Annotated in this window: 11 protein-coding genes and 1 pseudogene; 5 read left to right on the top strand and 7 right to left on the bottom strand. The window is 70.9% G+C overall.

Annotation, left to right across the window (positions count from 1 at the left end):
- Positions 1 to 38: 38 nt before the first annotated feature.
- The gene (locus AB0H86_RS21940; protein ID WP_362441062.1) at positions 39 to 887 is read right to left on the bottom strand and encodes an oxygenase MpaB family protein; all 849 of its coding nucleotides are present in this window, start codon (positions 885 to 887) and stop codon (positions 39 to 41) included.
- A gap of 150 nt (positions 888 to 1,037) precedes the next feature.
- Here AB0H86_RS21940 and AB0H86_RS21945 point away from each other — a divergent pair.
- Both AB0H86_RS21945 and AB0H86_RS21950 read left to right on the top strand, forming a co-directional pair.
- A protein-coding gene (locus AB0H86_RS21945) for an IS5 family transposase (RefSeq protein ID WP_362441580.1) occupies positions 1,038 to 1,870 on the top strand; the annotation gives its coding sequence in 2 pieces (ribosomal slippage) (positions 1,038 to 1,445 and positions 1,448 to 1,870; 831 coding nt in all).
- A gap of 323 nt (positions 1,871 to 2,193) precedes the next feature.
- Positions 2,194 to 3,159 (top strand): D-2-hydroxyacid dehydrogenase family protein, encoded by a 966-nt coding sequence (locus tag AB0H86_RS21950; protein ID WP_362441065.1) that lies wholly within the window; start codon positions 2,194 to 2,196, stop codon positions 3,157 to 3,159.
- Between the two features lie 50 nt (positions 3,160 to 3,209).
- Here the strand turns inward: AB0H86_RS21950 and AB0H86_RS21955 are convergent, their stop codons facing one another.
- Positions 3,210 to 4,388 (bottom strand): acyl-CoA dehydrogenase family protein, encoded by a 1,179-nt coding sequence (locus AB0H86_RS21955; protein ID WP_362441068.1) that lies wholly within the window; start codon positions 4,386 to 4,388, stop codon positions 3,210 to 3,212.
- 121 nt (positions 4,389 to 4,509) lie between these two features.
- A complete protein-coding gene (locus tag AB0H86_RS21960) occupies positions 4,510 to 4,884 on the bottom strand; it encodes a ferredoxin (protein ID WP_362441070.1) in 375 nt (124 codons plus the stop codon).
- A gap of 131 nt (positions 4,885 to 5,015) precedes the next feature.
- On the opposite strand from AB0H86_RS21960, the gene AB0H86_RS21965 reads away from it, so the two are divergent.
- A complete protein-coding gene (locus AB0H86_RS21965; RefSeq protein ID WP_362441072.1) occupies positions 5,016 to 5,372 on the top strand; it encodes a DUF6479 family protein in 357 nt (118 codons plus the stop codon).
- Between the two features lie 539 nt (positions 5,373 to 5,911).
- On the opposite strand, the gene AB0H86_RS21970 is transcribed toward AB0H86_RS21965, so the two are convergent.
- The 3 genes and pseudogenes from AB0H86_RS21970 to AB0H86_RS21980 form a co-directional block, all read right to left on the bottom strand.
- The gene (locus AB0H86_RS21970; RefSeq protein ID WP_362441074.1) at positions 5,912 to 8,308 is read right to left on the bottom strand and encodes an excinuclease ABC subunit UvrA; all 2,397 of its coding nucleotides are present in this window, start codon (positions 8,306 to 8,308) and stop codon (positions 5,912 to 5,914) included.
- 159 nt (positions 8,309 to 8,467) lie between these two features.
- Positions 8,468 to 8,575, bottom strand: a pseudogene (locus AB0H86_RS21975) (VOC family protein); the annotation flags it as partial.
- Between the two features lie 137 nt (positions 8,576 to 8,712).
- Positions 8,713 to 10,269: a PH domain-containing protein gene (locus AB0H86_RS21980; protein ID WP_362441076.1), complete on the bottom strand. Its 1,557-nt coding sequence runs from the start codon at positions 10,267 to 10,269 to the stop codon at positions 8,713 to 8,715.
- Between the two features lie 271 nt (positions 10,270 to 10,540).
- Here AB0H86_RS21980 and AB0H86_RS21985 point away from each other — a divergent pair, with 271 nt between their 5' ends.
- Both AB0H86_RS21985 and AB0H86_RS21990 read left to right on the top strand, forming a co-directional pair.
- Positions 10,541 to 10,708 (top strand): hypothetical protein, encoded by a 168-nt coding sequence (locus AB0H86_RS21985; RefSeq protein ID WP_362441078.1) that lies wholly within the window; start codon positions 10,541 to 10,543, stop codon positions 10,706 to 10,708.
- Between the two features lie 11 nt (positions 10,709 to 10,719).
- Positions 10,720 to 11,919 carry a pyridoxal phosphate-dependent aminotransferase gene (locus tag AB0H86_RS21990; protein ID WP_362441080.1) on the top strand — a complete coding sequence of 400 codons (1,200 nt, stop codon included), beginning with the start codon at positions 10,720 to 10,722 and terminating at the stop codon, positions 11,917 to 11,919.
- Between the two features lie 112 nt (positions 11,920 to 12,031).
- On the opposite strand, the gene AB0H86_RS21995 is transcribed toward AB0H86_RS21990, so the two are convergent.
- Entirely contained in the window at positions 12,032 to 13,567 is a 1,536-nt protein-coding gene (locus AB0H86_RS21995; protein WP_362441583.1) for an alpha/beta fold hydrolase, read from the bottom strand.
- Between the last annotated feature and the right edge of the window lie 40 nt (positions 13,568 to 13,607).

Consider the following 13,607-nt stretch of genomic DNA (forward strand, 5'->3'; position numbering starts at 1 on the left):
CCGGCCCCACCCACCCCTGGCTGGTCCAGTATGGCGAGCTATCGTCCGAGTTTGTACGGTGCAGGGCGAGCGCCCTCTCCGAGGCGGGCCATGGCACGCAGGATGTGTTTGGGCGGGAGTTGCCAGCGCAGACGTGCGGGAACGCAACGCAGCAGGGTGCCCGTGGCACGCAGTCGGCGGGTGACGGTCGCCGGTTCCGGGGCCGGCCTGCCGTACAACTCGTGGGCGTACGGCGGCAGGGCGGCGTACGCCAGATGTGCCACGCGCCGCCACAGCACCTCGCGCGCCGGGACGAGGAGGGGGTGCGTCGGAGGGCGGAGCAGGAAGTCGTCCACCACGCGTGCCTCTTCTCCGGCGGCGAGTTCCGGCCGCACCTTCTCGAAATAGGCCGTCATCTCCGCCTGGTCCCCCGGTACGGCGTCGGGGTCGAGGCCCACCAGACGGGCGCTGATCCGGTGTTCGCCGATGTAGCGGTCGGCCTGTTCGTCGGTGAGCGGGAAGCCGGAGCGGCGGGCGATGTGCAGATAGGAGTCGATCTCGGCGCAGTGCACCCACAGCAGCAGTTCGGGTTCGTCGACGCCGTAGCGCTCGCCGGTGTCGGGGTCGGTGGCTCCGAGCATGCTATGGATCTTGCGGACCCGGGTGCCCGCCCCTTCCGCGGCCTCGGTGGTGCCGTAGGTCGTGGTGCCGATGAAGTCGGCAATGCGCAGCAGCCGGCCCCACGCTTCGTTGCGGAAGTCGGAGTTCTGCATGACACCACGTACCGCGCGCGGGTGCAGCGCCTGGAGATAGAGGGCGCGTACACCCGCGACCCACATCATCGGGTCGCCGTGCACCTGCCAGGTGACGGAGGAGGGCCCGAACAGCCCCGGGTCGGCCTCGCTCATGCGCACCACCCTGCCACGGGCCGGGGGCCTGGTCGACACCGCCGGTCGGGCGGCTTCGTCGGGCGGATTCGTCGGGCGGCTAGAGCGTGTCTCTTTGGTGGGCTCGTCAGTTGATCGGATGTGTCTGTCCGGTTAGTGATCACTGATGCGATGTGGGACCGGATCGAGCCGCTCATGCCGGCCGATCCGGTCCGCGGACGGCGGTGGGCCGACCACCGCCGCACCCTCGAAGCAATTGCCTGGAAGTACCGCACCAACTCACCCTGGCGGGACCTCCCCGATGAACTCGGATCGTTCCAGACCGCCCACAAGCGGCTGATCAGATGGGCGGTGGACGGCACCTGGGAGATGATCCTCGCCGCCGTCCTGGCAGCGGCGGACGCTGACGACGACATCGACTGGACCGTGTCGGTGGACTCCACCGTCGTCCGGGCCCACCAGCATTCCGCCGGAGCACGTAAAAAAGGGGCGGTCCGCTCCGGCGAGCCCGCCGACCACGCGCTCAGACGCTCCCGCGGTGGGCTGAGCACCAAGGTCCATCTGGCCGCCGACGGCGGTGCGCACGCCCCCTGGCCTTCACCGTTACCGCAGGCCAGGCCGGTGACGCGCCCGTCTTCGAGACGGTGATGTCCCGCATCCGCGTGCCCCGAAGCGGCGCGGGCAGGCCACGCACCCGGCCCCTGGTTGTCCTGGCCGACCGGGCGTACTCCTCCCGCGCCATTCGCAGCCACCTCCGGCGCCGGGGCATCCGCGCGGTCATCCCGCAACCCTCCGACCAGATCGGCCACCGCCTACGGCGCGGCCGCCGAGGCGGACGCCCGCCCGGCTTCGACGCCGACGCCTACAAGCAGCGCAACACCGTCGAACGGTGCATCAACCGCCTCAAGCAGTGGTGCGGCCTGGCCACACGAAACGACAAACTCGCCATCGCCTACGAGGCCGCACTCCACCTCGCCGGCATCCTCATCTGGACCCGACGCTGACCAAAGAGACAGAACCTAGGCCGCGGACGAGCTGGTGATCAGGCTGCCCGAGCGGCGGCCACCGCATCATCCAGCCTTCTACAGCTCACGCAGATCGCTTGGACCCGCGACCATCCATTGCACCGAATGATGGATTACGGGGAGGCTGTATGACGTGAAGCTGATCCACGGAAGCACTCAGCACGGCTTGACCACCGACTCCCCGACCCTCCAGGAAGCGTTCCTCAAGACTACGATCTACGCCGGCGTCCCCGCCGCCCTGGGTCCTTCCGCGTCGCCGAACAGGTCATCCGCGAGGTGACCGGCGAAGAAAGAGAGCCGTCATGACCCTGCGCTGCGCCGTCCTCGACGACTACCAGGGCGCCGCCCTCACGCACGCGGACTGGACGGCCCTCGACGGCACGGTGGACGTGCACGTCCTGCGCGAGCACCTCACCGACCGGGAGCAACTGGCCGACGCCCTCTCGGGCTTCGACATCGTCGTGGTCATGCGGGAGCGGACGCCCTTCGACGCCGACCTGTTGCGTCGCCTGCCGCGCCTGCGGCTGATCGTGACCTCGGGCATGCGCAACGCCTCCATCGATCTCACGGCAGCGGCTGCCGCCGGGGTGACCGTCTGCGGCACGGCCAGCGCCAGCACCCCGCCGGTGGAGCTGACCTGGACACTGATCCTGGGTCTGGCCCGGCAGTTGACGGTCGAGAGCCGGTCCCTGCGGGAGGGCGGGCCGTGGCAGTCCACGGTGGGCCAGGACCTGCACGGCCGGACGCTGGGCCTGATCGGACTGGGCAAGACCGGCAGCCGCATGGCCCGCGTCGGCAGCGCCTTCGGCATGGAGGTCCTCGCCTGGAGCCCGCACCTCACCGCGGAACGGGCGGCGGCCGAGGGCGCCCAACTGGCCGACAGCAAGGAGGACTTGCTGCGGCGCAGTGACTTCGTGTCGATCCATCTCGTGCTGTCCGAGCGCACTCGCGGTCTGCTCGGCGAGACGGAGCTACGCGCCATGAAGCCGAGCGCCTATCTGGTCAACACCTCACGCGCCGGAATCGTCGATCGGGCCGCGTTGTTGAACGCCCTGCGCGAGAACCGGATCGCCGGGGCCGGGCTCGACGTCTTCGACACCGAGCCGCTGCCGGCCGACGACCCGCTGCGCTCCCTGCCGAACGTCCTGGCCACTCCGCACCTCGGCTATGTCACCGAGGCGAACTACCGCACCTACTACGGCGGAGCGGTGGAGGACATCGCCGCCTTCGTCGCCGGGGAACCGATCCGCCTGCTGCAGGTCGACTGAGGCCCCCTTCAACCGCGAGCACCGCGGCTGCGTCGGCCCCAGCGTCAGCGTCAGCGTCGGACCCTGGGCATCCCCAGGCCGATCCACGAGATGATCTCCCGCTGGATCTCGTTGTTGCCGCCGCCGAAGGTGAAGATCACCGCGGAGCGGTAGCCGCGTTCCAGCTCGCCGTGCAGCACCGCGCCAGCGGAGCCCTCCTTCAGCGCGCCCGCGGCGCCGACGATCTCCATCAGCCAGGCGTAGGCGTCCCGGCGCGCCTCGGAGCCGTACACCTTGACCGCGGAGGCGTCCTGCGGGGTGAGGGTGCCGTACTGGACGGCGTTCACCATGCGCCAGTTGAGGAGCTTGAGGGCGTCCAGCCGGGTGTGGGTGCGGGCGAGCAGGCGCCGTACCCAGGGCAGGTCGACGACGCGGCGGCCGTCGGCGAGCTTGGTCTCCATGGCCCAGCGCTGGACGTCGTGCAGGGCGCGGATCGCCATGGTGCCGTGGGCGGCGAGGGTGACGCGCTCGTGGTTGAGCTGGTTGGTGATCAGCCGCCAGCCCTGGTTCTCCTCGCCGACCCGGTGGGCGACGGGCACGCGGACGTTCTCGTAGTAGCTGGCCGTGGTGTCGTGCGAGGCCAGGGTGTTGATGACGGTGCAGGAGTAACCGGGGTCGGTGGTCGGCATCAGGAGCATGGTGATGCCCTTGTGCGGCGGCGCGGCCGGGTCGGTGCGGACCGCGAGCCAGACCCAGTCGGCGGTGTCGCCGTTGGTGGTCCAGATCTTCTGGCCGTTGACGACGTAGTCGTCGCCGTCCCGCACGGCTCGCGTCTTCAGGGATGCCAGATCGGTACCGGCGTCGGGCTCGCTGTAGCCGATCGCGAAGTCGATCTCCCCGGAGAGGATCCTCGGCAGGAAGGACGACTTCTGCTCGTCGCTGCCGTACCGCATGATCGTCGGGCCGACGGTGTTCAGCGCCATCAGCGGCAGCGGGACGCCGGCCTGGGCGGCCTCGTCGAAGAAGATGAACTGCTCCATCGCCGTCAGGCCCCGGCCGCCGTACTCCTCGGGCCAGCCCACGCCGAGCCAGCCGTCCGTGCCGAGCCGGCGGATCGTGTCCCGGTAGAAGCGCTTCTGCGTGGCGCGGTCGGTGAACCGGGCGTGCGCGTTGTCCGGCACCAACTCGGCGAAGTAGGCGCGGAGTTCGATGCGCAGCCGCTGCTGCTCGGGCGTGTGATCGAGGTGCACGGCGCCTCCAGGCTCCCAGGCCGGTCCTGATGGCGCACACCGTAGAACGTGTTCCAGAAATTGGGAATGGGCATGCGAGGCGGGGCAGGCGAAACCCATCCGCCGGGCGCGGTGCGGCCTCTCAGACGAGCGTGGCCATGAAGTCCGAACACGCCTGGGCGCACTCCCGGCACGACTTCGCGCTGTCCTCGGCTCCCGGGTACCGGTCGAAGACGTGCGCGCACTCCAGGCACACCGACCGGCACCATTCCAGCTGCTGGCGGATGCTTTCCTCGTCGAGCCGGTTCTGCTCGGACAGCAGACGGCAGGTCGCGTCGCAGACCTCCGCGCACATGATGCCCTTGCGTCGTACGAGCTCCTGTTCCTCGGTTCCGTCCGGATCCACGAGGCTCGCGCGCAGGGCACACGCCCGTGCGCACTCGGTACACGCCTGGGCGCAGGCGAACCTGTCCTCCAGGAACCGGAAGAGCTCCTGCTGGGATGCTGTCGTCGTCACACCGGGCGAGTAGCCGTCGCCGATCGCGCCAAACCCGGTGTTTCCAAGGGTCCACCGGTTTCGGGGTCCGCTCCCCGGGTGACGGCCAGGGCCTGCGGGTTCGCCGCCGGTACCAGGGGTACCCGCGGGCCATGAATACCTCTTGGATGGACATCGCCGCAGGCCGGGGCGCTCTGGCCGGCGGCCTGATCGTGGCGGGCCTGGTGGTCGTGGCGGTGCTGATCGGTGCCTTCCTGCTGGGCGCACGGGTCAAGAGGCGTGAGCCGCCGCGGCCGACGCCCGCGGAGCAGCCGCGACCCCCGGAGGGTGGTCCGGTCCGCGAGGTCATGGAGAACCGAGAGCCGGACGAGGTGCCGCGGAGCGATCATCGGCTGACCCCGCACCAGATGCCCAATGCCGGCACCCGTAGGGGCGCGCCCGGGGAACGGCCGCGCTGGGACGAGGGCAGCAGTGGTTCCTTCGGCAGTGGTGGGGCGGGCGGACGCTGACGTGGTCAGGCGTTGACGAGGGCACGGTCGCGGTCGCGGAAGCCGTGAGCCGTGAGCCGTCGCGGAACCGGTGTCGGTGAACCGGCACTCCGGCCCATGCCCCGGCCCGCAGGCATCTGGGCGCTGAACCGCTCCGTGCGCTCGCGCCCTGAGGAGCCCCGCCGCTGAGGATCCACGCCGCTGAGGAACAGAAGGGCCCGGGCCGACGCCCGGGCCCTTGATCGCGCCCGTCGCCGAGGGAGGGGCGGGGTCAGTCGCCGGGGTGGGCCGGCGCCCCCGGCACTCCACGATGCCGTCGTCGGTGACCCAGCGGCTGCGCGGCACACGTACCGGTCCCGCGGAGTGACGGCGTAGACGCCCGCGCCGCCGACCAGGGTGACGAGGACCGCCTCGTCGTGCCAGGTCGGCGGCGCACATCCAGCCGAAGGCTGTGCGTATCGGTGCCGACCTCCGGTTCCGGCCCGACCTGTCGGCACGGCCGCGGGTCACGAGGACGTACGAGTGTCCAGAGACCGCGGGTATCTGCGCGACGGCCTCGGTCAGGTGCCGACGTACGCAGCGAGGTGTTCGCCGGTGAGAGTGGAGCGGGCGGCGACGAGGTCTGCGGGTGTGCCCTCGTAGACGATGGTGCCGCCGTCGTGGCCGGCGCCGGGGCCCAGGTCGATGATCCAGTCGGCGTGTGCCATGACCGCCTGGTGGTGCTCGACGACGATGACGGACTTGCCGGAGTCGACGAGCCGGTCGAGCAGGCCGAGCAGTTGCTCGACGTCGGCGAGGTGGAGGCCGGTGGTCGGCTCGTCGAGGACCAGAACTCCGCCCTTCTCGGCCATGTGGGTGGCCAGCTTGAGCCGCTGCCGTTCGCCGCCGGACAGCGTGGTGAGCGGCTGGCCGAGGCTGAGGTAGCCGAGCCCGACATCGGCGAGCCGTCCGAGGACGCGGTGCGCGGCGGGGGTGTGCGCCTCGCCCGCGCCGAAGAACTCCTCGGCCTCGCTCACCGGCATCGCGAGGACCTCGCTGATGTCGCGGCCGCCGAGGTGGTACTCCAGCACCGATGCCTGGAACCGCTTGCCCTCGCACTCCTCGCAGGGGGTGGCGACGCCGGCCATCATCGCCAGGTCGGTGTAGATGACGCCGGCGCCGTTACAGGTGGGGCAGGCGCCCTCGGAGTTGGCACTGAACAGCGCCGGCTTCACACCGTTGGCTTTCGCGAACGCCTTGCGGATCGGTTCGAGCAGTCCGGTGTACGTCGCCGGGTTGCTGCGTCGCGAGCCGCGGATCGAGGTCTGGTCGATCGACACCACGCCCTCGCCCGTGGGAATCGACCCATGCACGAGCGAGCTCTTGCCGGAGCCGGCGACACCGGTGACGACGCAGAGCACGCCGAGCGGGATGTCGACGTCGACGCCTCGCAGGTTGTGCGTCGTCGCGCCGCGGATCTCCAGCTTGCCGGCGGGTTCGCGCACCGTGTCCTTGAGGGCGGCCCGGTCGTCGAAGTGGCGGCCGGTGATGGTGCCGCCGACCCGCAGCCCCTCGACGGTGCCCTCGAAGCAGACGGTGCCGCCCGCCGTGCCGGCGCCGGGGCCGAGGTCGACGACGTGGTCGGCGATCACGATCGTCTCCGGCTTGTGCTCCACGACGAGCACGGTGTTGCCCTTGTCCCGCAGCCGCAGCAGCAGGTCGTTCATCCGCTGGATGTCATGCGGGTGCAGGCCGATGGTGGGCTCGTCGAAGACGTAGGTGATGTCGGTGAGCGAGGAGCCGAGGTGGCGGATCATCTTGACGCGCTGCGCCTCGCCGCCCGACAGCGTGCCCGACGGCCGGTCGAGCGAGAGGTAGCCGAGGCCGATCTCCACGAACGAGTCGAGGGTGCCCCGCAGCGCGGCGAGCAGCGGCGCCACCGACGGCTCGTCGAGGCCGCGGACCCATTCCGCCAGGTCCCTGATCTCCATCGCGCACGCGTCGGCGATGGAGATCTTCCCGATCTTCGAAGCCCGGGCCCCCTCGCTGAGCCGGGTGCCCTCGCACTCGGGGCAGGTGGTGAAGGTGACCGCCCGCTCCACGAACGCCCGAATGTGCGGCTGCAACGCCTCCTTGTCCTTGGACAGGAACGACTTCTGGATCTTGGGGATCAGCCCTTCGTAGGTGAGGTTGACGCCGTTGACCTTGACCTTGACCGGCTCCCCGTAGAGGAAGTCCCGCAACTCCTTCTTGGTGTATCTGCGGATCGGTTTCTTCGGGTCGACGAAGCCGGACTGGGCGTAGACCTGCACCGTCCATTGGCTGTCCGACTTCCAGCCGGGGATGGTGAACGCGCCCTCTTCGAGCGACTTGGAGTCGTCGTAGAGCTGGGTGAGGTCGATGTCGGAGACCGTGCCCCGGCCTTCGCAGCGCGTACACATGCCGCCGGTGCGGTGGTAGGTCGCCTTCACGGTCCTGGTCTTGGCGTCACCGCGTTCGACGGTGATCCCACCGCTCGCCCGGATCGAGGCGGTGTTGAAGGAGTACGCGCTGGGCGGGCCGATGTGCGGCTCGCCAAGCCGGCTGAAGAGGATGCGCAGCATCGCGTTGGCGTCGGTGGCGGTGCCGACCGTGGAGCGGGGGTCGGCGCCCATCCGCTGCTGGTCGACGCTGATCACGGTGGTCAGCCCGTCGAGGACGTCGACCTCGGGCCGCGCCAGCGTCGGCATGAAGCCCTGCACGAAGGCGCTGTAGGTCTCGTTGATCAGCCGTTGCGACTCGGCGGCGATCGTGTCGAACACCAGCGAGCTCTTGCCGGAGCCGGAGATGCCGGTGAACACCGTCAGCCGGCGCTTCGGGATCTCGATGCTGACGTCCTTGAGGTTGTTCTCGCGCGCGCCGTGCACGCGGATCAGGTCGTGGCTGTCGGCGACGTGCGGCGCGGGCGACTGCGAGTCCGTCCTGGTGGCCATGCTCATCGTGTCTCCATCTCTCGGGATCTCTCGGCCGGGGCCGCTGCGCGGTCTCCGTCGGCGTCGCCTGGCCCGATCCGACCGGTTTCGGGCAGTACGTCTGGTTCTACTTCGTCCTGCGCGGTCGCGGCAACGGTCCCTCGGTCACCTGATCCACGGTGTCGGCCTGCCGACGTCGTCACGGGCCTCGAAGGCGAGGGGGCCGCGGTAGAAGGCCGGGGCGGCGTCCGGGGCGTCCTGCGGGAGGAAGCTCGCGTGAACGGTGAGATCCATGGCCGTCACGCTAGCCGTGGCCGGGGGACGCCGCTTCTCGATTCCTGATCGGTCTGCTCGCCTGTGCGACGACCGCCGCGCCCGCCCGTCCCTGCTTCCGCGGGAATGAGACGACCGCTTCCGTCCATGGGGCGTCGTCACACGGCTGGAGAAGGCACGGCCAGGCCCAGTTCGTGCAGGATGCGGGTCAGGTCGGCCGGGGCGGCCGAGAGGCGGACCGGGGTGCCCGCGTCGTCGAGTTCGGCGATGTGCCAGCTTCGGGGAACGGTGTCGCCGTCGCTGCCGCGTGGGCGCCGCACGGTCTGGACGGTGAGCCGTTCCACCGGGATCGGTTTCGCCGCGAACCGGTCCGGACCGGGGTGCGGTGTCACCGCGGGGGGACCACCACCTCCGAGGACGATGTGGGTGCCGAAGCCATAGGGGTTGTAGTCGGTGTGTTCCAGGAAGAGGGCGGCCAGGAACACCTCATCCCCATCCCCATTCGCCTGCGTCGACGGCTCCTCGGCTGTACCGGACTCCACGGGCGTACGGACTCGGGTGGCGCGCCAGGCCCACCCGAAGAAGGCCGAGGTGACGAGTGCCCCCGCGGCCGTCCAGGAGATCGCCGTGGGAGAGGTGAACAGGGTCGTGGGACGGAGGTAGCACAGCGGCAGCAGCCACAGCGCCGTGCCGACGAGCGCGCCCGCGAACGGAAGCGCCGAAGGCAGAACGTCGTCGTCGGGCAGCCGACGCCCGCGCAGGCGCACCAGCACCTGGGCTGCGGGGTAGCCCGCGGCGAGGGCGAACCCGGCCGCTACGACCGCCAGGCCCCCGGCGCCGGTGATGTGCTCGCGCCACACATGGTGTGTTCCGGCGACCTCCCTGACCTGGCCGTGCCAGAGGGTCAGTTCGACCTTGTCGCCGGCCCGGAACTCCAGAGCGGCCTCTCGCGAGACACCGAGTCGCTCCAGCGGCCGGCTCTCGGAGAAGTACAGCCAGCTGCTCTGCTTGGGCCGGTTGGCCTCGGTGCGAGCGATCACGGCCGGCTGGGTGCTCAGGCACTCCCCGCGCTCCGCGGCGGGCGTCTCGGCGGTGCACGGGGCGGCCGACCTCCACTCCCGCTCCTCCGACGCGGCCTTCGGCACGAACCAGGCGGCCATGGCGGCGGTCGCCAGCAGCAGCACGCACAGGCTCAGCGAGCCGGCCCAGCCACGGCCGGCGGTGCGGTAGGAGATGACGGGGACATGGTTCGACTCCGGGGCCCCGTAACGGCGGTGGAGTGTGCGGAGCGCGGCCAGTTTCGTGTCGAAGTCCGGGTCGTCGGGGGACCAACTGTGGGGCAGGGGCAGGAGCTCTTGATGTCCGTCGCGCAGCACCAGGCTGACGCGTCGGGTCTCCTGGACGCGGGGGGTGTTCGCGTACTTCAGGCGCACGCGCAGGTCGGCGATGTCGGACCAGGGCACGCTGCGGCGGCGCAGCAGCGTCCGCCGGTGCAGGCCGTACGCGTCGGCGTCCACACGCGCGGTGACCGCGCGCAGCGACACGATGCCCACCAGGGCGAGCAGCGTACCGACGCCCATCCACACGTCCAGGAGTCCGCCCCGGTACGAGAAGCGCGCGGCGACCAGGACCGCCCCCGCCGCCCCGACCCCGACGAAGAACCACAGGGTGCGCTTCTGGTGGGCACGGCACGTCACTCCCCCGACCTCGTTCATGTCCGGGATCCTGTCACCGGCAGGTCCGCGGGGGCATGTGCGGAATCCGGCAGCTTCCGGACCGGCGACGCTGCCGGGGCCGTCCGCGGCGCGGCCCGCGGAACGCCAGGGCCGGCCCTTGGCGGCGGAGCGCTCGTCGCGACGGGTGAACGGACGCTGGTCCGCGTGCGAGGATCCGAGCGGTGAATCCGCCCGGATCCGAGCCCCGCCCAGGGCGCGACCGGCGCGTTTCCCGTACCGCGACCAACTCACCGGCGACCAGGAAGACGACATGAACCAACTCGTGAGCACCCGCCCCGTGGCGGTCATCGGTGCGGGAGCGATCGGCCGCGCCTGGGCCTCCCCTGCCTTCTCGGCCATCCCGGCCTCCGCTGCCTCCGCGGCCTCCGCTGCCTTCGGCAGGCGCGGGCCCATCGACAAGTCGGAGGTCGTGGCATGAGCCACACGGGCATGAGCAACAGCGATATCAGCGGCATACGGATCTCGCAACGTGCCCAGGCTGTCGCCCCGTTCTACGCCATGGAGTTCGGCAAGCAGGCCGCGATACTGGAGGCCCAGGGGCACCACGTCGTCAAACTCAGCCTCGGCGAACCGGACTTCGGCGCGCCCCCTGCCGTACTGGACGCGATGCGCGAGGCCATGGACGGACGGCCGCTGACCTACACCGCGGCCCTCGGGATGCCCGCCCTGCGGCAGGCCATCGCACGGTTCTACCAGGATCAGCACGGCGTCGACGTCGATCCCGCCCGGGTGATCGTGACCGCCGGCGCCTCGGCCGCCCTGGTACTGGCCACCGCGGCGCTCGTCGACACCGGCGACGAGGTACTCATCGCGGACCCGTCGTACCCCTGCAACCGGCAGATCGTCGAGAGCTTCGGCGCCGACGTCACGCTCGTTCCCACCACCGCCGCCACCCGCTTCCAGCTGGACGCCGCGTCGGTACGGTCGAGTTGGACGGACCGGACCCGCGGCGTCATGATCGCCACCCCGTCGAACCCGACGGGTACCTCCGTCCCTGCCGACGAACTGGCGGCGATCTGCGCGTTCGCCCGCGAGCGCCATGCGTGGCGCATCGTCGACGAGATCTACCTCGACCTGAGCGACCACGGCACCCGGGGCGGACCGCCGCGCAGCGCGCTGTCGTCGGACCCCGACGCCATCGTCATCAACAGCTTCTCGAAGTACTTCGGCATGACCGGCTGGCGGCTCGGCTGGTGCGTCGTCCCCGAGGCGCTCGTGCCGGCGATGGAACGCCTGGCCCAGAACTACTTCCTCTGCGCGTCGGCCCCGGCCCAGCACGCCGCGCTGGCCTGCTTCACCCCCGAGTCGCTCGCGGTCTGCGAGGCCCGCCGCGTCGAGTTCGCCGAGCGACGCGCGCTCGTCCTCGACGGCCTGGCACGGATCGGACTGCCGGTCCCGGTCCAGCCCGACGGCGCCTTCTACGTCTACTTCGACGTCGCCCGCACCGGACTCACCTCCTGGGAGTTCTGCGAACGAGCGCTCCAGGAGGCGCACGTCGCCCTCACCCCGGGCAGGGACTTCGGCGTGCACACCGCCGAGACGCACGTCCGTCTCTCCTACGCGGCGTCGGCGGACGCGCTCCGCGAGGGGATCGCCCGGCTGGGGAAGTTCGTGGCCACGCTCGGCTGAACCTCCCCCCCCTCATCCGCGATCACAGCTCGATGGGCCATGACCGCGGGTGAGGTGCCGAGCGCGAGCAGTATCTCCTCGCGGGTTTAGACCTGGAGCTGTCGCCGGGCTCTCAGCCGGAGGGCCGGTCGCAGGGGAGGTCCGTGGACGGCAGTCGGCCGGTGGCGAGGTAGGTGTTGACGGTCGTGTCGACACAGGCGCTGCCGAAGACTCCGTACACGGCGTGCTGGTCCGCGCCGCGGAGGGTGATCAGCCGGGAGGAGGGCCACATGCGGCGCACGGTCCGCGCGCTTTCGTAGGTGCTGCGCGGGTCGCCGGTCGCGTTGACGAGCAGGGCCGGCAGGTCGTCGCGGATCGTGGTCGGGCTCTCGCGCGGCGGGTCCCAGAACGCGCAGGGTCCGATGTTGTTCGTGACGGGACCGAACAACGCGTCCCGCGTGCGGGCCTGTTGGATGTCGCGCCAGTACGTCTCGGGGTCGTGCGACGCGGCGACGTCGCCGCACAGGATCGCCGACTGGACGCTGCCATAGGAGGAGTCGGATCCGTCCAGGAGGAAACCGAGCGTGTCGGCCAGCCATGGTGACGGGGTGACCGTGTGCCCGTCGGCGGCGCGCCGCAGGTCCCGCACGGCCTGCGCGAATACGCCGTAGGCGGTGTCGTTGTCCTGCGAGAGGCCGTTGAAGACGACGACGGGCAGCACCTGCTCGTCCACCCGGTGGTCGCCGATCGGCAGGGGTGCGCGTCCGGCCGCCGTCTGGATGCGGTCCACCGCGGCCAGGACCGCGTTCGGGGTACGGCCCAGGCGGTAGGTGGTGTGGCGGGCGGCGGTCCAGGCGGCCCAGCCCTTGAGGGCGTGCCGGTTGGCCCGTTCCGTGCCGCGCAGCAGCCGGGGGCTGTAGCGGTCGGGAGCGACGACGCCGTCGAGCACGACCCGGTCGGTGCGGCCGGGGAACATCGTGGCGTACACCTGGCCGAGGTAACTGCCGTACGAGTAGCCGAGGTAGGAGATTCGGCGCTCGCCGAGCGCGGCACGGACGACGTCCATGTCGCGCGCGGTGTTCCGGGTGGTGACGTACGGCAGTACGTCACCCTCGTAGGTACGGCAGCGGCGGGCGAGTTCCTCGGCGAACGCCGCCGCGCGATCGAACCCGGCGCGGCCGGTCCCCGCGCCGCGTACGAAGGAACCGGTGGGCCATTTGCAGTCCAGCGGCGTACTGCGGCCGACGAAACGGGGGTCCACGCCCACGACGTCGTAGCGCTCACCGACCTGCTTCATCGACGTGCGGATCCATGGCGGGTCGCCGATCGTCTGCCCGCCGGGGCCACCGCCGTTGAGCAGCAGCGCGCCGACGCGACGGTCCGTGTCGGTGGCCCGGATCCGCGAGATCGCGACGGTGATCGTACGACCGTCCGGGTCGTCGTAGTTCAACGGGACGGTGACGTCGGCGCATTGGGCGCCCGCCTGCTGGAGTTCCTTGCCGGTTTCGTCGTCGGGTCCCAGCTGGCAGGTCTTCCAGGTGAGGTGCTGGTGGTGGTAGCCGGCGAGGGGGTCCGCGATCGCGCGGGCGGGTTCGGCCGCGGCGGGTGACGTGGCGAGAGTGAGCGCGCCTACGAGGCACAGGGCGGCCCCCGCCGCGGTGCGCGACAGTAGCCGGTGCGGGCCGCCGGCGGCTGAACCGTGTGGACAT

The sequence above is a fragment of the Streptomyces sp. NPDC050997 genome, assembly GCF_040660135.1.
Lineage (GTDB): Bacteria > Actinomycetota > Actinomycetes > Streptomycetales > Streptomycetaceae > Streptomyces.